The organism is Nonomuraea turkmeniaca (assembly GCF_005889735.1).
GTDB classification, from domain to species: domain Bacteria; phylum Actinomycetota; class Actinomycetes; order Streptosporangiales; family Streptosporangiaceae; genus Nonomuraea; species Nonomuraea turkmeniaca.
Genome location: NZ_VCKY01000070.1, coordinates 21,849 through 43,945, shown reverse-complemented (window position 1 = coordinate 43,945; position 22,097 = coordinate 21,849). Strand labels below are relative to the sequence as shown.

19 protein-coding genes and 1 pseudogene are annotated in these 22,097 nt (G+C 71.1%); 11 read left to right on the top strand and 9 right to left on the bottom strand.

All coding sequences use genetic code 11. The features are described 5' to 3' along the window. Positions 1 to 264: pseudogene (locus ETD86_RS55320) on the top strand (hypothetical protein); the annotation flags it as partial. 42 nt (positions 265 to 306) lie between these two features. Here ETD86_RS55320 and ETD86_RS21720 read toward each other — a convergent pair. Genes ETD86_RS21720 through hrcA form a run of 3 tightly spaced genes read right to left on the bottom strand, consistent with a single transcriptional unit; the run spans position 307 to position 3,193 of the window. Further along, entirely contained in the window at positions 307 to 1,032 is a 726-nt protein-coding gene (locus tag ETD86_RS21720) for a 16S rRNA (uracil(1498)-N(3))-methyltransferase (RefSeq protein WP_138667983.1), read from the bottom strand. Continuing rightward, positions 1,029 to 2,168: a molecular chaperone DnaJ gene (gene dnaJ / locus ETD86_RS21715; protein WP_138667982.1), complete on the bottom strand. Its 1,140-nt coding sequence runs from the start codon at positions 2,166 to 2,168 to the stop codon at positions 1,029 to 1,031. Before dnaJ ends, ETD86_RS21720 begins: the two co-directional genes overlap by 4 nt. Before the next feature lie 11 nt (positions 2,169 to 2,179). Beyond that, on the bottom strand, positions 2,180 to 3,193 hold the full coding sequence (gene hrcA / locus ETD86_RS21710; protein WP_138667981.1) for a heat-inducible transcriptional repressor HrcA: 1,014 nt from the start codon (positions 3,191 to 3,193) through the stop codon (positions 2,180 to 2,182). Between the two features lie 542 nt (positions 3,194 to 3,735). Here hrcA and ETD86_RS21705 point away from each other — a divergent pair. Genes ETD86_RS21705 through ETD86_RS21695 form a run of 3 tightly spaced genes read left to right on the top strand, consistent with a single transcriptional unit; the run spans position 3,736 to position 5,932 of the window. Next, on the top strand, positions 3,736 to 4,236 hold the full coding sequence (locus ETD86_RS21705; protein WP_246148065.1) for a hypothetical protein: 501 nt from the start codon (positions 3,736 to 3,738) through the stop codon (positions 4,234 to 4,236). A 17-nt stretch (positions 4,237 to 4,253) separates the two neighbouring features. Then, entirely contained in the window at positions 4,254 to 5,060 is an 807-nt protein-coding gene (locus ETD86_RS21700; protein WP_138667980.1) for a DUF3097 domain-containing protein, read from the top strand. Further along, the gene (locus ETD86_RS21695) at positions 5,057 to 5,932 is read left to right on the top strand and encodes a DUF4870 domain-containing protein (RefSeq protein WP_211370215.1); all 876 of its coding nucleotides are present in this window, start codon (positions 5,057 to 5,059) and stop codon (positions 5,930 to 5,932) included. The genes ETD86_RS21700 and ETD86_RS21695 overlap by 4 nt, the downstream gene beginning before the upstream one ends. On the opposite strand, the gene hemW is transcribed toward ETD86_RS21695, so the two are convergent. Next, positions 5,929 to 7,149, bottom strand: a complete 1,221-nt coding sequence (gene hemW / locus ETD86_RS21690) for a radical SAM family heme chaperone HemW (RefSeq protein WP_138667979.1) — start codon at positions 7,147 to 7,149, stop codon at positions 5,929 to 5,931. The genes ETD86_RS21695 and hemW overlap by 4 nt on opposite strands. A 71-nt stretch (positions 7,150 to 7,220) precedes the next feature. Next, entirely contained in the window at positions 7,221 to 7,364 is a 144-nt protein-coding gene (locus tag ETD86_RS55315) for a hypothetical protein (protein WP_170223193.1), read from the bottom strand. 346 nt (positions 7,365 to 7,710) lie between these two features. Between ETD86_RS55315 and ETD86_RS21685 the strand changes: the two genes are divergently transcribed. After that, entirely contained in the window at positions 7,711 to 8,958 is a 1,248-nt protein-coding gene (locus tag ETD86_RS21685; RefSeq protein ID WP_138667978.1) for a glycoside hydrolase family 18 protein, read from the top strand. Between the two features lie 60 nt (positions 8,959 to 9,018). On the opposite strand, the gene ETD86_RS21680 is transcribed toward ETD86_RS21685, so the two are convergent. Then, the gene (locus tag ETD86_RS21680; protein ID WP_138667977.1) at positions 9,019 to 9,609 is read right to left on the bottom strand and encodes an MOSC domain-containing protein; all 591 of its coding nucleotides are present in this window, start codon (positions 9,607 to 9,609) and stop codon (positions 9,019 to 9,021) included. A gap of 40 nt (positions 9,610 to 9,649) precedes the next feature. Continuing rightward, complete coding sequence (locus tag ETD86_RS21675; RefSeq protein WP_138667976.1) at positions 9,650 to 9,970, bottom strand: hypothetical protein; 321 nt, start codon at positions 9,968 to 9,970, stop codon at positions 9,650 to 9,652. Between the two features lie 96 nt (positions 9,971 to 10,066). Here ETD86_RS21675 and ccmA point away from each other — a divergent pair, with 96 nt between their 5' ends. Both ccmA and ETD86_RS21665 read left to right on the top strand, forming a co-directional pair. Then, on the top strand, positions 10,067 to 10,690 hold the full coding sequence (ccmA, locus tag ETD86_RS21670; protein ID WP_138667975.1) for a heme ABC exporter ATP-binding protein CcmA: 624 nt from the start codon (positions 10,067 to 10,069) through the stop codon (positions 10,688 to 10,690). 101 nt (positions 10,691 to 10,791) lie between these two features. Continuing rightward, on the top strand, positions 10,792 to 12,330 hold the full coding sequence (locus ETD86_RS21665) for a DUF6297 family protein (RefSeq protein WP_138667974.1): 1,539 nt from the start codon (positions 10,792 to 10,794) through the stop codon (positions 12,328 to 12,330). 60 nt (positions 12,331 to 12,390) lie between these two features. On the opposite strand, the gene ETD86_RS21660 is transcribed toward ETD86_RS21665, so the two are convergent. Both ETD86_RS21660 and lepA read right to left on the bottom strand, forming a co-directional pair. After that, complete coding sequence (locus tag ETD86_RS21660) at positions 12,391 to 12,882, bottom strand: GNAT family N-acetyltransferase (RefSeq protein WP_246148064.1); 492 nt, start codon at positions 12,880 to 12,882, stop codon at positions 12,391 to 12,393. Between the two features lie 72 nt (positions 12,883 to 12,954). Further along, positions 12,955 to 14,784 carry a translation elongation factor 4 gene (gene lepA, locus ETD86_RS21655; RefSeq protein WP_138667973.1) on the bottom strand — a complete coding sequence of 610 codons (1,830 nt, stop codon included), beginning with the start codon at positions 14,782 to 14,784 and terminating at the stop codon, positions 12,955 to 12,957. A 56-nt stretch (positions 14,785 to 14,840) separates the two neighbouring features. On the opposite strand from lepA, the gene ETD86_RS21650 reads away from it, so the two are divergent. The 4 genes from ETD86_RS21650 (at position 14,841) to ETD86_RS21635 (ending at position 22,091) form a co-directional block, all read left to right on the top strand. Next, a complete protein-coding gene (locus ETD86_RS21650; protein WP_138667972.1) occupies positions 14,841 to 15,827 on the top strand; it encodes a glycoside hydrolase family 18 protein in 987 nt (328 codons plus the stop codon). A gap of 108 nt (positions 15,828 to 15,935) precedes the next feature. Continuing rightward, positions 15,936 to 16,205 carry a 30S ribosomal protein S20 gene (gene rpsT, locus ETD86_RS21645; protein WP_138667971.1) on the top strand — a complete coding sequence of 90 codons (270 nt, stop codon included), beginning with the start codon at positions 15,936 to 15,938 and terminating at the stop codon, positions 16,203 to 16,205. A gap of 157 nt (positions 16,206 to 16,362) precedes the next feature. Further along, on the top strand, positions 16,363 to 19,530 hold the full coding sequence (locus ETD86_RS21640) for an ABC transporter permease (protein WP_138667970.1): 3,168 nt from the start codon (positions 16,363 to 16,365) through the stop codon (positions 19,528 to 19,530). Continuing rightward, positions 19,527 to 22,091 (top strand): FtsX-like permease family protein, encoded by a 2,565-nt coding sequence (locus tag ETD86_RS21635; protein WP_138667969.1) that lies wholly within the window; start codon positions 19,527 to 19,529, stop codon positions 22,089 to 22,091. The genes ETD86_RS21640 and ETD86_RS21635 overlap by 4 nt, the downstream gene beginning before the upstream one ends. Positions 22,092 to 22,097: the final 6 nt, after the last annotated feature.

The window sequence follows — 22,097 nt, the reverse complement described above, 5'->3', positions numbered from 1 at the left end:
CCGTCCCCGTCTCCGCGTCCGGCCAAGACGGCGAACTCGACCAGCAGGCCGTCACGGACCCCCAAGCCCACGTCCACGCCATGCCCGTCCGAGGCCGAGACGGCCGAGGACTGCCCCACGGCCTCCGCCACGCCGACGCCGTCGGACGTGGAGCCGACCACGCAGCCTTCGGAGTGCCCGCTGGAGGAGTGCCCGCCCGAGGACGTGACCGACGGGCCCACCGACGTGGCCAGCCCGCTCCTGGACGCCTCTCAGACGCCCTGAGACGTCACGAGCCGGCTGCGGGCCACCAGATCCCCTGAGGCGTCACCAGCGGCCGGTACGCGCCAGTAGCACGGCCGCCGCCGCCACCCCTGCCGTGGACGTCCGGAGGACCGTGGGACCCAGCAGCACGGGCACGGCCTTGGCCGCCTGGAACCTGGCCAGCTCCTCCTCGGAGACGCCTCCTTCGGGCCCCACGACCATCACGACGTCGCCGCCGGCGGGCAGCGCCACGCCGGAGAGCGGCTCGGCCGCCTCCTCGTGCAGCACCAGCCCCAGAGCCGCGCCGGCCAGGAGCGCCTCGACCCGCGCGGTGGTGGCGGGCTCGGTGACCTCGGGAAGATGGAACCTGCGTGCCTGCTTGCCCGCCTCGCGCGCGGTCGAACGCCACCGGGCGAGCCCCTTGGCGACCTTGTCGCCCTTCCACTGGGTGATGCTGCGGGCGGCCGCCCAGGGCACGATCACGTCCACGCCCGCCTCGGTCATCATCTCGACCGCCAGCTCGCCCCGGTCGCCCTTGGGCAGCCCCTGGACGACGACGAGCCGGGGCTGGGGCGCATCGACCCGGTAGCGGGCCAGCACGTCGAGCCTGAGCGCGTCCTTGAGCACCTCGCGCACGACGCATTCGGCGACCGTGCCGGCTCCGTCGGTGAGGTCGACGCGCTCACCGGCCCGCAGGCGGCGCACCGCGGCCGCATGCCGTCCCTCCGGGCCGCCGAGCGTCAGCTCGGGCCCGTCAAGCTCCTCGGAGAGGAAGACGGGTACGGTCACCGGCCGTTGAACGCGTCACGCAGCCGCGAGAAGAAGCCCTGCTGCCCCGGCGCGAACTTGCCCGGGGGCCGCTCCTCGCCCCGCTGCTTGGCCAGCTCCTTGAGCAGGTCCTCCTGCGCGGTGTCGAGCCGGGTCGGGGTCTCGACGTTGACGTGGATCAGCAGGTCCCCCCTGCCCGACTCGTTGAGCCGCTGCACGCCCCGCCCGTACATGGTGATGACCTGGCCGGACTGGGTGCCGGGGCGGACGTCGACCTCCTCGGAGCCGTCGAGCGTCTCGACCACGAGCACGGTGCCGAGCGCGGCGGCCGTCATCGGAATCTGGACCGTGCAGTGGAGGTCGTCACCGCGCCGTTCGAAGATCTCGTGGGCCCGCTCGACGATCTCCAGGAACAGGTCTCCGGGCGGGCCGCCGCCGGGGCCGACCTCGCCCTCGCCGGCGAGCTGGATGTGGGTGCCGTCCTCGACGCCCGCGGGGATGCGGACCTTGATCGTACGGCGGGTCCGCACCCGGCCGTCGCCGGAGCACTCCTGGCAGGGGTGGCGGATGATCGTGCCGAAGCCACCGCACTGAGGGCACGGCCGCGACGTCATGACCTGGCCCAGGAACGAGCGGGTGACCTGGGAGATCTCGCCGCGCCCGCTGCACATGTCGCACGTGTCGGGGTGCGTGCCCGGCGCGGCGCCGGCCCCGTGGCAGACCTCGCAGAGCACGGCGGTGTCGACGACCAGCTCGCGGGTGGTGCCGAACGCCGTCTCGCGCAGGTCGAGCTCCACGCGGATGGTGGCGTTGCGGCCCCTGCGCGCCCGCGAGCGCGGCCCGCGCGCGCCGGCCGCCGTGCCGAAGAAGGCGTCCATGATGTCGCTGAACGGGAAGCCCGCGCCGAAGCCCCCGGCGCCCGCGCCTGCCCCCGCGCCGGCGAAGGGGTCGCCGCCCAGGTCGTACATCTGGCGCTTGCTCGGGTCCGACAGCACCTCGTAGGCCTGCGTGATCTCCTTGAACCGGTCCTGGGTCTCAGGGTCCGGGTTCACGTCGGGGTGCAACTCGCGCGCGAGCCGGCGGTACGCCTTCTTGATCTCGTCCTGACTGGCGTCACGGCGCACCCCGAGGGTGGCGTAGTAGTCGCTGTTTGCCACTTATCGACCTCTTATGATGCAGCCAGGATCTGGCTGACGTAGCGAGCCACCGCACGCACGGCGCCCATCGTCACGGGATAGTCCATCCTGGTGGGGCCCAGCACACCGAGCCTGGCCAGTTGGTTGTCGCCAGAACCGTATCCGGTCGCGACGACGGATGTGCCGCGTAGGTAGGGGTTTTCCGAACCGATCCGCACGGTGAGTGCGGACGGGGTGTCGGAAGTCGTCTCGCCGAGCAGCCGCATCAGCACGACCTGCTCCTCGAGCGCCTCCAGCACGTCACGCAGGCCGGTGGAGAAGTCGGCGCCGGCGAGGTTGGCCGCGCCGGCGAACACGATCTTCTCGTCGTGCCGTTCCACCAGGGTCTCGAGCAGAACCGACAGGATCGTCGCCACCGCGGGCCGGTCTTCCACCGGCAGCCGCTCCGGCAGGTCGGCGACCAGCTCGGGCACGTTGCTCAGGCCGCATCCGTCGAGGCAGGAGTTGAGCACCGCGCGCAGGTGCGCGATGCGAGTGTCCTCCACCACCTCGGGCAGCTCGATCACGCGCTGCTCGACGCGGCCGGTGTTGGTGATCAGGACGAGCATGACCCGCCGGTCGTTCAGCGGCACCAGCTCCACGTGCCGGACCGTCGAGCGCGTCAACGTCGGGTATTGCACGACCGCCACCTGCCTGGTCAGCTGCGCGAGCAGCCGCACCGTGCGGGTGACCACGTCGTCGAGGTCCACCGCGCCGGCGAGGAACGTCTCGATCGCCCTGCGCTCGGCCCCCGACAGCGGCTTGATCTGCGAGAGCCGGTCGACGAACAGGCGGTAGCCCTTGTCCGTCGGCACGCGGCCCGCGCTGGTGTGCGGCTGGGCGATGTAGCCCTCCTCCTCCAGCGCGGCCATGTCGTTCCTGACCGTCGCCGGGGAGACCTTCAGGTTGTGGCGCTCGGCCAGCGCCTTGGAGCCCACCGGTTCGTTGGTGGACACGTAGTCTTCGACTATGGCGCGGAGCACCGCCAATTTTCGATCGTCGAGCACGTGCTCACCTCCTGCCCTCTGCTCTCAGGAACGAAGTGTCTAGCACTCTGTGTTCCCGAGTGCCAAGTGTACGGCTCTCGCCCACAAGGTGCGATAACACCGGCTCCCATCCTGTTGCTAGCGCCTTACAAGCGACAGGGCTCACACTTGCCGACATGTCGGACAATTCTCAGCCGCCGCAGTACGGACCGCCTCCAGGCCCGGACCCCTACCGCGGTCAGCCCCAATCGCCTCAGCCGGGCTACGGTCCCCAGTCAGGTTCCCAGCCCGGCTACGGACCCCAACCAGGTTCCCAGCCAGGCTACGGACCCCAACCGGGCTCCCAGCCCGGCTACGGCCGGCAACCCGGCTCTCAGCCCGGCTGGGGCCCGCCGTCACAGTACGGCGCGCCCCCGCCACAGCAGTACGGGATCCCGCCGGCCCAGTACGGCCCGCCACCTCAGTACGGACAATACGGCCAACAACCCCAATTTCCCCCACGAATCGATTCCAAAGCCATAAAGCCCAGCCTGTGGTGGCTCGCGGCGGCCTGGGGCCTGGCCGTGGTCTGCGGGATCGTCGGCGTCGTCATCTTCGTCGGCGGGGTGCTCGGCGGCGTGTCCGGGGTGGCCCCCACCAAGACGTTCGCACCCGGCGAGAGCATCACGGTGGCCGTCGACCCGGCCGACAAGCCGGCCGTCTACGTCGCCACCAACACCGCGGTCAACTACGAGTGCCAGATCTCCGGCGGCTCCGGCCAGGCCAAGCTCGCCAAGACCAGCGGCAGCCAGACGGTCACGGCCGGCGGCGTGGTCTGGGAGCAGATCCTGGTGATCAACGCGCCGAGCAAGGGCGACTACCAGCTGACCTGCACCAACCAGGAGACGGCGGGCGTCAAGTACGGCGTGGGCAAGCCCGTGCTCTCCGCCGCGGGCGGGATCGCCGGCGGGGCCGCCGCGCTGTTCCTGATCCCCGGCGCGGGGATCCTCGTCGCGATCATCGCCACCATCGTCGTGCTGATGCGCCGTAGCTCTGCGCGCAAGCGCCTTGCGGTCGGCGGGTGATTTGCTACGGTCCCCGTGTGTACGAGGGCGATGTGCTGGCGGGCAATTGGCAACGGCCGGGCAAGGGCAAGATCCCGAAGGTGGCCGCCGAGCTGGACCTCGTCGTGGAGGACGCCGACAGCGGCTTCTGCGGCGCGGTGGTGGCCTGTGACAAGGAGGCCGTCACGCTGGAGGACCGGTTCGGCAGGCGGCGGCTGTTCCCGCTGGCGCCGGCCGCGTTTCTGCTGGACGGCAAGCCCGTGACCCTCGTACGGCCCACGGCCGCTCCCACCGGGCCCAGGCGCAGCGCGTCGGGCTCCATCGCCGTGGAGGGGCTGCGGGCACGGGTGGCCAGGGAGAGCCGGATCTACGTCGAGGGCGTGCACGACGCCGCCCTCGTCGAGAAGATCTGGGGCCATGACCTGCGGGTCGAAGGGGTCGTGGTCGAATATCTGGAAGGCGTGGACGATCTGCCGGCCATCGTGGCGGAGTTCGGTCCCGAGCCGGGGCGCAGGCTGGGGGTGCTGGTGGACCACCTCGTGCCCGGCTCCAAGGAGAGCAGGATCGCCGCCGAGATCACCTCGCCGGAAGTGCTCGTGGTGGGGCATCCGTTCGTCGACATCTGGCAGGCGGTCAAGCCGTCCGTGTTGCGCATCCCGGCCTGGCCGGACGTACCGCGGGGGGTGCCGTGGAAGGAAGGCGTGATCGCCGCCCTGGGCTGGCGCATGGAGCCCGCGGAGGCCTGGAGGCGCATCCTCGGCGCCGTCTCGGCCTACACCGACCTGGAGCCGGAGTTGCTCGGCCGGGTCGAAGAACTGATCGACTTCGTAACGGAGGCATCATGAGCCAGGACCCGGCGCAACCGCCGCCACCCGATGACGACGCCACCCGCCGGGTGTCCGCGTCGGACATCCCGCAGAACCAGGGCTCCGGCCCGCAGCAACCGGACCATGGGTACGGCCGCGAGCCCGGCTCCCAGCCGGGCTACGGCCAGCAGCCCGGATCCCAACCCGGTTACGGACAGCCGCCCGGACCCCAACCCGGTTACGGCCAGCAGCCCGGACCCCAACCCGGTTACGGCCAGCAGCCCGGATCCCAACCCGGTTACGGCTACGGTCAGCAGCCCGGGTCCGAGCCCGGTTACGGCTATGGTCAGCAATCCGGCTCACAGCCGGGATACGGCCAGCAGCCGGGATACGGCCAGCCCCCCAGCTACGGCCAGCCCGGTTATGGCCAGCAGCCCGGTTATGGCCAGCAGCCGCCCGGTTACGGTCAGCCGCAGTCCGGCGGTTACGGACCACAGCCCGGTTACGGGCCCGTGCCTCAACAACCGCCCTACGGCTACGCCGCCCAGGGCCCGGGCGAGCCGTACATCCCCGGCAGGTTCGGCCCCCGCCCCGGCACGGACGACACCACGATGGCCATGCTGGCGCACCTGCTCGGCCTGCTCGCCTCCTGGCTCGGCCCACTGATCATCTACCTGATGAAGAAGGACGAGTCCCCCTACGTCAGGGACCAGGCGGCCGAGGCGCTCAACTTCCAGATCACGATGTTCATCGGCTACGTCATCTCGGGCATCCTGATGATCGTCTTCATCGGCGCCCTCCTGTTCCCGGTGGTCTGGATCCTGTCCCTGATCTTCCACATCCAGGCCGCCATGGCGACGAACAAGGGCCAGAGCTACCGCTACCCGTTCGCCATCCGCCTGATCACCTAGACGAGCAGGTCCCTGACGAGGGCGTCCGCCAGGAGGCGCCCTCGTAGCGTGAGCACCATCAGGCCCGACTTGAACGGCTCGGTCTCCAGCAGGCCACGCGCGAGCGCGCCGGCCACGGCCGTACGCGCGTCCGGCGCCACCTCCGCGAGCGGATAGCCGGACGACAGGCGCAGCTCCAGCATGAGCCGCTCGTCGGCGCGGGCCTCGTCGCCGAGCACCTCGCGGGCGTGCGCGGGCGAGGCGTGCGCGGCCAGTCGCTGCGCGTAGGCGGCCGGGTGCTTGACGTTCCACCAGCGTGTGCCGCCGACGTGGCTGTGCGCCCCAGGACCGGCCGCCCACCAGTCGCCGCCGGTCCAGTAGAGCAGGTTGTGCCGGCACCGCGCCTCGTCGGACGTGGCCCAGTTGGACACCTCGTACCAGCGGAAACCGGCCTCGGCCAGCATCTGGTCGGCGATCAGGTAGCGGTCGGCGGCCACGTCGTCGTCGGGCATCGGCAACTCGCCGCGCCTGATCCTGGCGGCGAGCCTGGTGCCCTCCTCGACGATCAGCGAGTACGCCGACACGTGGTCGGGCCCGGCCTCGACAGCCGCGGCCACCGAGGCCCGCCAGTCGTCGTCGGACTCTCCGGGTGTGCTGTAGATCAGGTCCAGGTTGACGTGCTCGAACCCTGCCTCCTTCGCCTCCCGCACGGCCGCGGCCGGCCGGCCCGGCGTGTGCGTGCGGTCGAGGACCTGGAGCACGTGCTCGCGAGCGCTCTGCATGCCGAAACTGATCCGGTTGAACCCGCCGTGGCGGAGTTTGTCCAGTGAGTGCGGGTCCACGGACTCGGGGTTGGCCTCCGTGGTGACCTCGGCCCCCGGCCGCAGCCCGAACTCGGAGTCGATCGCCGCCAGGATCCTGGCCAGGTCCTCGGGAGGCAGCAGGGTGGGCGTGCCGCCGCCGAAGAACACCGTCTCCACCGGCAGCTCGGCGTCCCCCAGGACGCGTCGCGCGAAGCGCACCTCCTCGACGACCGTGTCCGCGTAGTCCCGGTGCGAGGCGCCGGGGCCCAGCTCGGCGGCGGTGTAGGTGTTGAAGTCGCAGTAGCCGCAGCGGGTCACGCAGAACGGCACGTGGACGTAGAAGCCGAACGGACGCTCGCCGAGGCCGCTCAGGGCGCTCTCGGGCAGCTCGCCCGAGGTGGGCGCGGGATCGCCGTCAGGCAGGGTGGATGGCACGTACTCCAGTTTGCCGGGCCGTTAGGAGTGCTCCAAGCCGCTCACAAGCACCGTCGCGTCCCACTGGCGTCTCACCGATCAAGACTTCCCTTGCGCTCGCCACACGCCACCGCCAGCCGCTTGCCGATCGTGGCGATGGCCCGGCGCAGGCCGGCGCATTGGTCGTGCAGGCATCGCAGTGCCAGCTGGTAGTGATCCTCCGAGGTGCGGGTCATCGCCCCGGCCCGGCCAGATCCGCGTGGGCATGGCCGCCCAGATGACAGCCCGCGGCGGTCTCGACCTCGACGTCACGCTCAGACAGTCGCATCCGATCGCGAATCCGCGCGCACGCGCGAGCAGCACGGTGAACGGCGCCGCGTTGGCCCGCAGTTCTTCCCCGCTGGGGCGCTTGCCCATGCCTCACGCCTTCGCCGAGGTGTGCGCCAGACAGGCATGCAACGGGAGCAGCCCGTCCGGGTCAGCAGCGATCAGGTATCCATTGACGCCCTGATGGAAGCGCTCTACGATCGCCTCAACTTATTAGGAAAGTTTCCTATTAGTGAGGCTTTCAGGAGACGCTCGGTGAAGAAGAAGGTCCTGATCACGCTCTCGCTCTTGCTGGGCCTCTCGGCGGTCTCCGTGCCCGCCGAGGCCCACACCGGTTACAAGCGGGTCGCGTACTTCATCCAATGGGGCATCTACGGCCGCAACTTCCACGTCAAGGACGTGGACACCACGGGCGCGGCCGCCAAGCTCACGCACCTCAACTACGCGTTCGGGTTCGTCAACGCCGAGGGCGCCTGCTACTCGGCCGACCCGTGGGCGGACTGGCAGCGGCCGGTGCCGGCCGAGCAGAGCGTGGACGGCGTGGCCGACGCGCCGGGACAGGCCCTGAACGGCAACTTCAACCAGCTCCGCAAGCTCAAGGCCAAGCACCCGGGGCTCAAGGCGCTGATCTCGCTGGGCGGCTGGACCGGCTCCAAGTACTTCTCCGACGCCGTGCTCACCGCCGAGTCGCGCGCCAAGCTCGCCCGCTCCTGCATCGACCTGTGGCTGCGCGGCGACCTGCCGGGGCTGGAGCCGGGCGCGGGGGCCGGCGTGTTCGACGGGATCGACCTGGACTGGGAGTGGCCGGGGTCCTCAGGGGCCGAGGGGAACATCATCCGGCCCGAGGACAAGCAGAACTTCACATTGTTCGTTGAGGAGCTGCGCTCACAGCTCAAGGCCTACTCGAGCGCCGCGCAGCTGACCGCCTTCCTGCCGGCCGCCGCGGCCAAGATCGACGCCGGCTTCGAGGTACGGCGCGTCTTCAGCAAGCTCGACTTCGCCACCATCCAGGGGTACGACCTCCATGGCACCTGGGAGCCGCAGACCGGGCACAACGGCAACCTGTTCACCGACCGGCGGGATCCGAACCCGGTGAAGTACAGCGTCGACCAGACCGTTCGCGACTACCTGTCGCGCGGGGCGCCCGCACGCAAGATCGTGGTGGGGGTGCCCGCCTACGGCCAGGGCTGGACCGGCGTCACCGGCGGCGGCGACGGCCTCTACAAGCCCGCCACCGGCCCCGCCCCCGGCAAGTGGGCCCCGGGCAGCGAGGACTACAAGGACTTGGTGAACAAGCCCGGCAAGAGGTACCGGGACCTGCGCACCGGGGCGATGTGGCTCTACGACGGGAACGAGTTCTGGTCGTACGACGATCCGGCGATGATGGTGCAGAAGGCGGCGTACATCCGGCTCAAGGGGCTCGGCGGGTCGATGATGTGGTCAATCGACCAGGACGACGCGCGCGCCTCACTCACGTCGGCGTTGTACTCGGTCCTGCGCTGACGACCCTGGCCGGGTAGGGGCCCTCTACCCGGCCAGCACCTTCTCCGCCATCTCGTCCCATCAGCTGTCATGTCCGGGAACGGCAAGAATGCGGCGGAGCACGTCCTTGTCCCCGTGGCGGGCCCGGAACCAGTCGGCCACCGTCACCCCGATCCCGGGACGCGAGACGATCTCCACCTCGTCGCCGGCGCCCAGCTCGCCGAGCTCGGCCACCCTCAGGTAGGCCCCCGGCCGCGCCGCGCCGGTGAACCGCTTGACCCAGCCGGGCTCGTCCATCCAGTTGCGGAACACCACGCAGGGCACCCTGGGGCCGGTCACCTCGAGCACGGCGCTGCCGACCCGCCACCGCTCGCCGATCACGGCACCGTTGACGTCGAGGCCGGCGGTGGTGAGGTTTTCGCCGAATCGCCCGTCACGCAACTCCCGCCCCAGCTCCGCCTCCCACCAGTCGTAGTCCTCCCTGGCGTAGGCGTAGACGGCGTGGCCGGGCGAGCCGTGGTGCTTCTTGTCGGCCCGCTCGTCGCCGGCCAGCCCGTTGGCGAGCACCTCGACGCGGTCTGTGACAGCGTGCTTGTCGATGGCCGTGCGTCCCAGTTTCCCGGCCCACTCAGCCTCAACCGTTGTGCCCACGTTGACGGAGAGAATGCGCATATCCGACGGTAACCGAGCGGCCCTTCGATCGGCGAACCCTTTACCTGCCGCCCAGCTCGCCCCTGTTGAGCTGGGACTCGGCGTCGAATCCGGCCAGTTGTAACAGGGTCTCCAGCGCCGCCTGCCGGATCTCCTCGATCGAGTCGCCCCGCTCGCCGAAACACTCGGCCGCCACGTCCAGCAGTGCGGTGACGACCGCGGCGTCCGGGTAGGGCACATCGACCACCACCGTGCTGGCCCGCTCCCCTCCGGCCCCCTCCCCTCCGGTCCCGTCCAGGTGCCGCCTCAGCAGCCGCCTGGTCTCCTCGGCCACAGCAACCCCCAGCACCGCGGCACGCTCGAAACGCTCAGAAGCAATCACGTCACCCTCCAGTCGCACAGGTGTTCGGGAAGAGACGCTAGACGGCGCCACCGACAGAATCGCGCGGGCAACGGTTGGACTGGTTACGCTCGAACGGTGTACGACTCGATCATCAGCGTTGCCGAGCTCACGGTCGAACTGGGCGGCAATCCCGTGCTGCGCGGCCTTGGCCTCACCGTGGCCGCCGGCGAGATCGTCGCGGTGGTGGGCCCGAACGGGTCGGGCAAGTCGACCCTGCTGCGCTGCCTGGCCGGGCTCCAGCCCGCCACCTTCGGCGAGGTGCGGGTGTTCGGGGAGCCGCCGGTCGACGACGGCCCCTTCTGGCGCCGGGTCGCGCTGCTGGGCGATGAGCCGGCCTGGTACCCGGGGCTGACCACGCGGGAGCATCTGGAGCTGATGGCGGCCGTGCATCCCCGGACGCGGATGACGGTCGAGGCGGCACTGGAGGTGTTCGCCCTGGTGGAGCGGGCCGACGCGGCGCCGCTGAACCTGTCGACCGGTCAGCGGCAGCGGCTCTCGCTTGCCGCCGCACTGCTCAGGCCGAGCACGTTGCTCCTGCTCGACGAGCCGGAACGCGGCCTGGACGCCGCCTTCCGCGGCCGGCTGGCCGACCTGCTGGACGCGTACGCGGACGAGGGCGGCACCGTGGTCATGGCCACCCACGACCAAGGCCTGGCCGCCCGCGCCCGGGAGGTCTCGCCGACGGGGGTGACCGCATGAGCAGGACCACGAACATGGGCTCGGTGACCGGATGAACGGGGCGACGGACATCGGTGCGGTGACCGGATGAACGGGGCGACGGACGGGAGCGCGGTGACCGCATGAGCGGGATGACGGAGTCCGGCGTCAGCGTGCGGTCGGTGCGGGCCTTCGTGCGGTCACGCGGCCGGACCCGCTCCAGCGCCGGCGATCGGTATGTCACGGCGTTCTGCGTCGCGGTGTTCCTCGCCGTGGCCGGCGAGCCGCTCTCCGACGTGCTGGCGGGGCTGGCCGGGCCCGGAGATCCCGCCCGGATGGGGGCCGGGGTCGCGTTGATCGCGCTGGCGGTGGCCGCGCTCCTGGGCACGGCGCGGGCGGTGGGGCCGGTGATGTTGCCGGGTCCGGACGCGTCCTGGTTGTTGCTCTCGCCGCTCGACCGGCGGCACCTGCTGGGACGTACCGGACGGGCGCTCCTCATGGCGTCGGTCGTCGCGGGGGCGGTGCTCGGGCTGGGCATGCTGGCGGTGCTGGGCGCGCCCGACCAGCTCGTGTGGCGGTTGCTCGGCGCGCTGACGCTGGGCGTTTTCGCGAGCGTGGGCGGGATGGCGCTGGCGGTGCTGGCGCAGGCGTCCCAGTCGTGGCAGGTCTGGCTGACCGCTGCGATGGTGGCGCTGTTGGTGCTGGCGGTGGTGGCCGTCAGCGGGCAACTCCGCACCGTGCCGGCCATCGCCGCCGGTGCGCCCCTCCAGGCGGTGGCCGCCGCGGCCGCCGGCGCCGCCGTGATCTCGGGCCTGCTCGTACGCCAGGCGTGGGCGGCGCTCGGCAGGATCCCCGCCCGCGCCGTCATGGCGGCCTCGACCCGGGCGGGACACGTGGCGAGCGCGGCCGTCGGCGTGGACCCTGGTGCGTTCACCTGGATCGCCGAGGACAACTACTGGCGAGCCAGGAAGCTCGGCTCGAGGCGGTGGCCGTCACTGCCCGCGCCTTTCGCGCTGGCCTGGCAGGACTGGCGCCGCCTGGCCCGGAGACGGGGCAGACTGGCCGCCATCCTGGCCACCGCCGCGATGCCCGCCGTCCTCGCCCAGGCAGGTTTCGCCCCAGCGGCGCTCGGAGCGGCCGTCCTGGCGGGCGGGCTCGCGGTGGCGGCGTCCAGCGTGTCCGGCACGCGCCGGGACGGCGACAACCCGGCACTGGCCCGGCTCCTCGGCGTCGGCCGCCGCCGGGCCTTGGCAGCCCGCGCGGCGCTACCGGCCCTGCTGAGCGGCGCATGGACGGCCCTGGCCCTGGCCGCCCTGTCCCTGACCGCCACGGCGATGGCCCCCGGGGCGGCCGGCGCCGTCGTGAGCGATGCGGTGGCGGACGTCGATGTGTGGTGGTTGTTCGGACCGCTGGCGGCTCCCGCGCTGGCCGCTGGAGCCTTGCGGATGGCCCGGCGGAGTCCGGTCGATCACTCGCTTCCCGTCATCGAGACCGCGGGTGGCGCGATCCCGCTCGGCCCGGTGTTGTGGGCGGCCACAGGCGTGGACGTGGCGGTGGCCGGGTGCCTGCCCGCCCTGATCGCGCTGGCGTTTCCGACACCCGAGCCCGGCGCGTTGCTGGCGGCCCAAGCGGTGGCCGGCGCGGCGGTGCTGGTGGGTTACGTGTGGCGAACGGGGCGCTGAAGGCCCGCCCGGCCGACGCACCCATCGAAACCCGGCACAGGCGCCGTACGTCAAACCCGGTCAGGCGACGTACACGTCGCTCGGCACTCCCCCGTACGGGATCGTGCGGTCCCTCCGCATGCCGGCACGCTCCGCCACCCTCCGTGACGGCGCGTTGGTGTCGCGGATCACCGCCACCACCGTCCCGAGCCCTTTGCCGACCCGCAGCGCCGCCTCGGCCAGCTCCAGCGCGTACCCATGCCCCCAAGCCGACGGCCGGAATCGGTAGTAAAGGTTCAACACCTCGTCCCCGTCCACGAGGGCGCGGCGCAGCCCGCCGAAGCCGATCACCTCCGGCTCCCCCAGCAGCCGCGCCGCCCAGTACCCGAGCCCGCGCTCGTCCCAGTCGGCCAGCCAGAGATCCAGCATGGCCCGGCTGGACTCCAGATCAGGAGACGGACCGGAGGGGTTGTACACGCTCGTACGCGGATCGCAGTGAAGCTCGTGCACGGCCGGCAGGTCGTCGGCTGTGACGCGAGATAGCAGCATCCGCGCCGTTTGCACCACTTCCATGCTTTCAGGGTAGCCGTGGCGATCGAGAGGCAATCGCTGCCGCTCGATGGGCGATGACGGCCCCGCTGAACGTTACTTCTTGGCCTTGTCGACGCTGGAGTCGGTGGACAGCGCGGCGACGAAGGCCTCCTGGGGCACCTCGACCCGGCCGACCATCTTCATCCGCTTCTTGCCTTCCTTCTGCTTCTCCAGCAGCTTGCGCTTACGGGAGATGTCACCGCCGTAGCACTTGGCGAGGACGTCCTTGCGGATGGCGCGGATGTTCTCGCGGGCGATGACCCTGGCCCCGATGGCGGCCTGGATCGGCACCTCGAACTGCTGCCGCGGGATCAGCTCGCGCAGCTTCTTCGCCATGTCCACGCCGTAGGTGTAGGCCTTGTCCTTGTGCACGATCGCGCTGAAGGCGTCGACGGGCTCGCCCTGCAGCAGGATGTCGACCTTGACCAGGTCGGCCTCCTGCTCCCCCGCCGGCTCGTAGTCGAGCGAGGCGTAACCCCGGGTGCGCGACTTGAGCTGGTCGAAGAAGTCGAAGATGATCTCGCCGAGCGGCAGCGTGTAGCGGATCTCGACCCGGTCCTCCGACAGGTAGTCCATGCCGAGCAGCTGCCCGCGCCGCCCCTGGCAGATCTCCATGATCGCGCCGATGAACTCGGCGGGCGCCAGGATCGTGGACTTGGTGACCGGCTCGAAGACCTGCGCGATCTTGCCGCCCGTCGGGAACTCCGACGGGTTGGTGACCGTGAGCTCCTTGCCGTCCTCCATGACCACGCGGTAGACCACGTTGGGCGCGGTCGAGATCAGCGACAGCCCGAACTCGCGCTCCAGCCGCTCACGCACGATCTCCATGTGCAGCAGCCCGAGGAAGCCGACACGGAAGCCGAACCCGAGCGCGGCCGAGGTCTCCGGCTCGTAGACGAGCGCGGCGTCGTTGAGCTGGAGCTTGTCGAGCGCCTCGCGCAGCTCGGGATATTCGTCGCCGTCGATCGGATAGAGCCCGGAGAACACCATCGGCTTCGGGTGCTCGTAACCGGCCAGCATCTCACCGGCCGGCTTGGCCGCCGAGGTGACGGTGTCACCGACCCGCGACTGGCGCACGTCCTTCACGCCGGTGATGAGGTAGCCCACCTCGCCGACACCGAGGCCCCGCTCGGAGACCTTGGGCTCGGGCGAGATGACGCCGATCTCCAGCGTCTCGTGGGTGGCCATGGTGGACATCATGAGGATGCGCTCGCGCTTGCCGAGGTGCCCGTCGATGACCCGGACGTAGGTCACCACGCCTCGGTAGGTGTCGTAGACCGAGTCGAAGATCAGCGCCCGGGCGGCCGTGTCGGCGTTGCCGACCGGCCCGGGGACCGTCTGGACCACGTGATCGAGCAGCTCGCGCACGCCCTCGCCGGTCTTGCCGGAGACTCTGAGCACGTCGGACGGGTCGCAGCCGATCAGCCCGGCCAGCTCCTCGGCGAACTTCTCCGGCTGCGCCGCGGGCAGGTCGATCTTGTTGAGGACCGGGATGATGTGCAGGTCGGCGTTCATGGCCAGATAGAGGTTGGCCAGCGTCTGCGCCTCGATGCCCTGAGCCGCGTCGACCAGCAGGATCGCGCCCTCGCACGCCTGCAGGGAACGGGACACCTCGTAGGTGAAGTCCACGTGCCCCGGAGTGTCGATCATGTTGAGCACGTGGCCGTCCCACGGCAGCCGCACGGCCTGCGACTTGATCGTGATGCCGCGCTCCCGCTCGATGTCCATCCTGTCGAGGTATTGCGCGCGCATGGAGCGGTCGTCGACCACGCCGGTGATCTGCAGCATCCGGTCGGCAAGCGTCGACTTGCCATGGTCGATATGCGCGATGATGCAGAAGTTGCGGATCAACGCGGGGTCGGTCTGGCCAGGCTGAGTGCGCACCGAAGTCCGTTTCGACAAGGTTGAGGGCAAGCAGTCTTCTATGGTGACATGCCCGGGTGATTGCCCGAACCGTCATCCGCCGCGGCCTACGCCTGCTCGCGCTAGCCGTGGCCGTCGTGGTCGCGCTGGCCGGCCTCCTCGCCGCCGCGCTCCGCGTCCAGTTTACCGGTGCCCCGGCGGCATGGGCGAAGAGCACTGGCAACGACGCCCTCTGGCTGGGCCACATGTGGGTGGACGGCCGCCGCACGGAGCCTGATGTCGAACAGTTGGCGGTACGGCTGCGCGCCACCGGCGTCAAGGATGTGTACGTCCACTCTGGCCCTTTCGAATGGGACGGCACCCTAAAACCCTCTAAATACCCCAACGCCGGAAATTTCGTGAAATGGATGCGTAAGCACCTTCCAGCCGTCCGCGTCTCCGCCTGGCTCGGCCAGGCCGTCAAGAACGGCCTCGACCTCGATGACCCCAAGTCCCGCCAGAACGTCCTGGCCGGCGTCGCCGCCATCATGAAACAGGGCTACGACGGCATCCACTACAACTTCGAGCCCATCGGCGACGACGACACCGAGTTCCTCGACCTGCTGGAGCGCACCAGGCAGCACACGAAGCTCCTGTCCACGTCGGTCCCGCAGCTCGAGCCGTACCCCGGGATGCGCCTGACCGCCAGAGCGATCCTGAGCCACGACAAATTCTGGTCCCACGGCTACTTCCAGCAGGTCGTGAGCCGCGTCGACCAGGTCGCCATCATGACCTACGACTCCTTCACCCCTCTTCAGTCCCTCTACGGCGGCTACGTGGCCCGCCAGGCCGAGCTGGCTCTGGACCTGGTCCCCGACGACAAGCTGGTGCTCATCGGCGCCCCGGCCTATCACGATCACGGGCTTGCCTGGGCCGACGCGGCCGAGAGCGTCGCGATGGCCGCCGAGGGCGCTAGGCTGGCGCTGTCCGAGTACGGCCGCCGCGAGCGCTTCGGCCTCGCCCTCTACGTGGACTTCGCCGCCACGGAAGAGGACTGGCGAGAGTACATGACACGCTGGCGTTGATTTGAGCAGCCCCCCAGGTTATTGGTATCCTGTTCAACTGCGTGTGGCGCGCCCTCTCTCGAGCCCGCGCGCCCCATCCATCACCCAGACCTTCACCGAGGCTTCTTCGTGGCGAACATCAAGTCCCAGATCAAGCGCAACAAGCAGAACGAGAAGGCTCGTCTGCGCAACAAGGCGGTCAAGTCGTCTCTGAAGACGGCCGTCCGCAAGTTCCGCGAGGCCGCCGAGCAGGGCGACGTCGCGCAGGCCGCGGCGCTGCAGAAGGCCGCCGCCCGTCAGCTCGACAAGGCCGTCAGCAAGGGCGTCATTCACAAGAACCAGGCCGCCAACCGCAAGTCGGCGATCGCCAAGCAGGCCGCGGCGCTGGCCGCCAAGTAAGACCTGACAGAGAAACGCCGCACCCGCGTACGGGTGCGGCGTTCTTGTTTTGTGTGCGTCTTTGTCACAGTTTCGATATCACATGGGCATACCGGCTGCGTCACCGTTGCGGTGATCGCCTTTCGGCCCTGACCGCGGCACCCGTTGAATGGGACGCATGCGGGGGCCATTGATCGTCAAAAGGGCGTTCAGCGAGCCGTTGCTCCTTCTGGCCGCGTTCGGGTCGATCCTGCTGGCGACCACCACGCTGGTCGCGCTGACCATGTACGCCTCGTCCATCGCCGACGCCGGTGTCCGCCGGACCATGGAGACGGCCTCGTACCGGCAGACGGCCGCCACCATCAGAGCCCAGGTCACCGCAGAGACCTTTCCCGCGTACGACCGGGCGGTGCGCGACGAGCTCGCCCGGGCGTACGGCGCGGTCCCGGCCATCACGACCAGCTTCCGCTCCGACTCGTACGTCATGCCGGGCCAGGACGGCAAGGAACGGCCCGAGCTGCTCAGATTCGGCAGCTACGACGGGCTCGACCGGCATGCCGAGCTGATCTCCGGCAGCTGGCCGCACGACGGCGGTTCGACGATCGAGGCGGCGATCTCACTGCCGGTGTCCTCGGCCACCGGATTCGAGGTCGGCAAGGAGATCGTCACGAAGGGCCGGCTCGACCCGCGCCCGGTCACGGTCCGCATCGTCGGCGTCTTCCAGCTCCGCGACTCGTCGGGCGAGCGCTGGGCGGGCGAGCAGTTGCTGAGCAGGGGCGTCGAGCGCGGCGACTTCACCACCTACGGGCCGCTGATGGTGGCGCGGGAGACGTTCGTGGCGCGCTTCGCGACCAGCGTCCGGACCATCTGGACGGCGGAGCCCGACCTCAGCGCGCTGACGCCCGAGCGGCTGCGCCCATTGGCGGACGCGGTGGGCCAGGTGGGCGAGCGGCTGACGGCCGCCGGGTGTGTGAGCTGCGTGGTCACCAGCCGGCTGCCGGAAGTCCTCACCCAGCTCGATACCGCGTCCCTGGTGGCCCGCTCCACCATGCTGATCCCGGTGCTGCAGCTGCTGTTGCTGGCCGCGTACGCGCTGATGCTCACCGCGCGGCTGCTGGCCGACCACCGCCGCATGGAGGTGGCGCTGCTGCGCTCGCGTGGCGCGGGCACGATCCGACTGGCCGCGCTGGCCTGGGGCGAGGCGCTGCTGGTGGCGCTGCCGTGCGCGGTCATCGCTCCGTTCCTCGGTCCGCTGCTGCTCTCGCTGGTCAACCAGCTGTCTTGGATCAGGGCCACGGGGGTGCGCCTGGCGCCGTCGGCCGATCTCGGCACGTTCCTCGTGTCGTTCGGCGTGGCTCTGGCCTCGGCCGTGCTGCTGATGCTGCCGGCCCTGGCGGGCGCGCGGCGCACGTACGTGGAGGAGCTGTCGGCGCGCGGCCGCGGCGGCGTGCGCGGGCTGATCGAGCGGGCGGGCGCCGACCTGGGCCTGCTCGCGGTCGCCGCGCTGGCGATCTGGCAACTGCAGCGCTACGGCGCGCCGGTCACCGCGACGGCGGCGGGCGGGCTCGGCATCGACCCGCTCATCATCTCCGGCCCCGCGCTGGCGTTGCTCGCGGGCGGCATGCTCGGGCTGCGGCTGGTGCCGCGTGTGTCGAGGCTGGCCGAGCGGCTGACCGCCCGGCGGCCCTCGCTCGCTCCGGCGCTGGGAGCGTGGCAGGTCAGCAGGCGGCCGCTCAGGTACGGCGGTCCCGCGCTGCTGCTCACCATGGCGATCGCGATCGGCATCCTCTCCATGACCACCGCCGCCACCTGGCGGGCCTCGCAGCTGGACCAGGCCCGCCACCAGGCGGGGGCGGACCTGCGGCTGTCGGGACCGCCGGACGGGATAGAGCTGGGCTCGCTCGGGCGGGGCACGGCGTTCAGCACGCTGCCCGGCGTCACCGCGATCTCTCCCGTCTTTCGCGGGCAGAGTGAGGTGAGCGGCGAGACGGCGCTGATGCTCGGGCTCGACGCGGCCGAACTGGGCGACCTGTTCCGGCTGCGTCCTGACCTTTCAGCGCAGACGGTCGCGGAGATGTCCCGGTCCCTGGCCGGGCACCAGGCGGGCAAGCTGGACCTTCCCGGACGACCTCGCACGCTCACCGTGAGGGTCGAGGCGGACGCCGAGGTGCCGGTGCGGCTGGTGCTGTCCGACGCGCTGGGCGTCTGGCGGGACCTGTCGCTCGGCGTGCTGCGGAGTGGCGAGAACCGGATCGACCTCGACCTGCGGTCGCTGGGCGGACAGTCCGGGAAGATCACCTACCCGCTGTCGCTGCGCGGCCTCGTCGCCGGCACTCCGGCAACGCTGAGGCTGGACGGCCTGAGCGTGGACGGCCGGGACGTGGCGGTGCCCCCGCCCTCCGGCACTCTGCCCAACGTGCCCGAGTCCGGCACACTGCCCAACGTGCCCGAGTCCGGCACACTGCCCAACGTGCCCGAGTCCGGCACACTGCCCAACGTGCCCGAGTCCGGCACACTGCCCAACGTGCCCGAGTCCGGCACACTGCCCGGCGTGCTCGCCTTCGGGCCGCTGCGGGAGCTCGGGCCGCTGCCGGTGGTGCTCACCGCCGACCTGGCCGCCACGCTCAAGCTGGGGACCGGGCAGAGCGGGCGGATCAGCATCGCCGGCCGCGTCCTGCCGATCAAGGTGGTGGGTGTCGTGGCGAGCATGCCGACCGCCGCGGCCGGGCAGAAGGCCGTGCTCGCCGACTTGGAGTCGCTGCAGGCTCACGAGCTGGCCGCGGCGCAGTTGCCCAGGCCCGTCACCGAATGGTGGCTCGCCGCCGCCGACACCGCGCCGGCGCGAGCGGCGCTTCGCGGGAGCCCCGAATGGGACGTGACCGTGGTCGACCGGCGCGAGCTGGCCGCCACGCTGCAGGACGACCCGCTGGCCAGCGGGCTGCAAGGGGCACTGATGCTGGGGTTCGCCGCGGCTCTGGGGTTCGCGACGCTCGGATTCCTGGTGAACGCGGCGGTCGCGGCGCGGGAGCGGAGGGCGGAGTTCGCCGTCCTGCGGGCGCTCGGGACCAGTTCCCGGCAGGTGCTCGGCCTGCTTGCCGTGGAACAGGCGTTCGTCATCGGGCTGTCGCTGGCGGCCGGCACCGGGCTCGCCGTGGCCGTCGGAACGCTGGTGGTGCCGCACATCGTGCTGACCGGGCAGGCGTCGGCGGTGACGCCGGGCGTGCTGCTCGACATTCCATGGGCGGCCACGGCCGCGATGCTGGTGCTGATGGCCGGGGTGCTGATCACGATCGTCGCCGGGCTGGCACGACACCTGCGGCGCGGGCAAGTCTTGGAGGACGCGTGAGGTTCCCGCTGCCGGTCCGGGCGCACGCGGGCACGCTGGCCGTACTCGTCGCGCTGACGGCGGTCGCCTGCCTGCTCGTCGCCGGGCTGCCCCGGGCGACGCAGGCGTCGTTCGACGAGGCGCTGCGCCGGGCGCTGACCACCGCGCCCGCCGTGCAGACCGATCTGACGGTGGCCTCGGAGCCCGTCGAGGATCTGCGCGAACGCGCCCAGTTCGAATCCCTCTACCGTCATTGGCAGCACTCCGTCCCCGCGGCGCTGCGGCCGCTGATCACGCCCGACGGTCACATGAGCGCCAAGACCAGCCGCACGCCCGTCACCGGGACCGGCGGGGGGACCTACATCAACCTCGGCTGGCTCTCGGACGCCGACCGGCGGGTGGATTGGGTGCAGGGCCGGATGCCCGGCCCGACGTCCACGACGCGCCACGAGGGCGAGACGATCCCCCTCATCGAGGTGGGCGTCGTGGACGAGGCCGTGCGTGAGATGGGCCTCGGCGTCGGCCAGATCAAGATGTTGGGCGAGAGCGACTACGTCGCCGTGAAGATCGTCGGCATCTTCAAGGCCAAGAACCCGGGCGACCGCTACTGGAGCCACGACCTCGACATCCTGCACGTCTCCAAGCAGCGGCCGCCGGGCGGGATGGACGAGGAGCTCCACCTCACGACGCTGATGTCCGACGCGGGACTGACCGCGCTCAGCGGCGCGGCCCGCCACCTGACGTACCGTTGGGTCCTTCCCCTCGACGGGCGGGCCGCGAGTGCGCTGGACGTCCCGGACCTCGACGCGGCGGTCGCCGAGCTGGGGCGGCTGGTGAAGGTCCAGGAGGTGAGCAACAACCCGCACCGCCTGGACACCGGGCTGCCCAAGCTGCTCGACGACTTCAGCGCGGCGCTGGCCGCCGCGCAGACGGTGCTCTACCTGGCGCTCGGAGGTCTGCTCACGGTCGCGCTCGGCGTGATCGTGCTGGGTGTGCGGTTGCTGACCGACCGGATGGAGCACACGTTCGCGCTGGCGCGGGCACGGGGTGGATCGCTGCGGCAGGTGGCGGGCGCCGGGGCGGCCATGACCGCGCTCGCCGTGGCGCCCGCGGCCCTGGCCGGGTACGCCCTGTCCTTCCTGGTGCCCGGGCCGGTGCTCGCCGTCGTGCACGTGGGTCCGGCGGTCGTGGTGGTCACGGCGGTGGCGTTCGCGGCGGTGCGGGTGTCGGTCGCGCACCGCACGCCGCTGCACGAGCGGCGCGACGACGTGGCCGACGCCCGGCCTTCTGTCCGCCGGGTCACGCTGGAGGTGCTGGTCGTGGGGCTGGCGCTGGTGGGGGCGTACCTGCTGCGGGCGCGCGGGCTGTCCCAGGACCCGCTTCTGCTGTTCGTGCCGGTCGCGCTGACGCTCGCGGCCGCGCTGATCACGTTGCGGTGCTACCCGTACCCGCTGCGACTGCTCGTCCGGCTGGCCGCACGGGGCCGTGCCGCCGTGCCGTTCCTGGGGCTCACCAGGGCGGCCAGGGCACGCTCGGCCAGCGGGCTGCCGGTGCTGGTCCTGCTGCCGGCGCTGGCGGTGTCCGTGTTCGCGACGATGATCTCCAACGAGATCGCGAGCACGCAGGTACGGGCGTCCTGGCAGCAGGTAGGCGCGCCGATCAAGGTGACGTCGGTCGGGGAGATTCCCGCCTCCGTCATCGAGAAGGTGCGCGCGACGGACGGCGTGGAGCAGGTGGTGATGGCGCAGACGGGGCAAGTGCAGCTCGCGGACGCCCCCGAGTACGCCGCGGCCATCGCGGTGGACGTGGCGCAGTGGCGGCGGCTCATCGCAGGCACACCCATCAGTGTGCCGCCGCTGTCCGGCGGCACCTCCGCGCTGGTCTCGCCCGCGCTAAAGGGGAGAGGCGCGTTCGAGATCGGGTGGTTGTCGCGGCCGCGGGTGACCCCTCAGGGTGTGATCGACTCGGTCCCCGGGTTCTGGTCCAGCGGGAAGTTCCTCGTCATGCCCATGACCGTGCTGCCACGGCCCCAGGCGAACACGTTGCTGATCAAGGGCGACGTCTCGCGAGCCGAGCTGGCGCGGCTGGTCCCGGCGGCGACCGTGGATTCGCAGAAGCGGGCGCTGGCCGCCATCCGGGAAGATCCGCTCACCGGCATCGTCCGCTCCACGCTGGTCGTGGTGACGGTGGCGCTGGGGCTGTACGCGCTGGTGGCCGTCGTCCTGTCGCTGCTCGTGGGGGCCGCGGAGCGAGCCAGGGCGGTGTCGTTCCTGCGTACACTCGGGCTGTCGGATCGGCAGGCGCGGCGGCTGACCGTGCTGGAGGTGCTTCCGATGGTCCTCGTCACCGCGCTGGTGGGGCTCGGGCTGGGGCTTGGGTTGCCGATCGCGCTCGGGCCCGGTGTCGACCTGTCCGCGTACGCCGGAGATCTGCAGGTCAGCGGCTACTCGCCTGATCTGGTCATGGCCGGGGTGCTGGCGGGCGGGCTGGCCGTGGCCGCGGCGCTCGGCGCGTACGCCCACACCGCACTCGGCCGTCACCGCGACCTCGGTGCGGTCCTCCGCGTGGGAGACCAGTCATGACCCGGA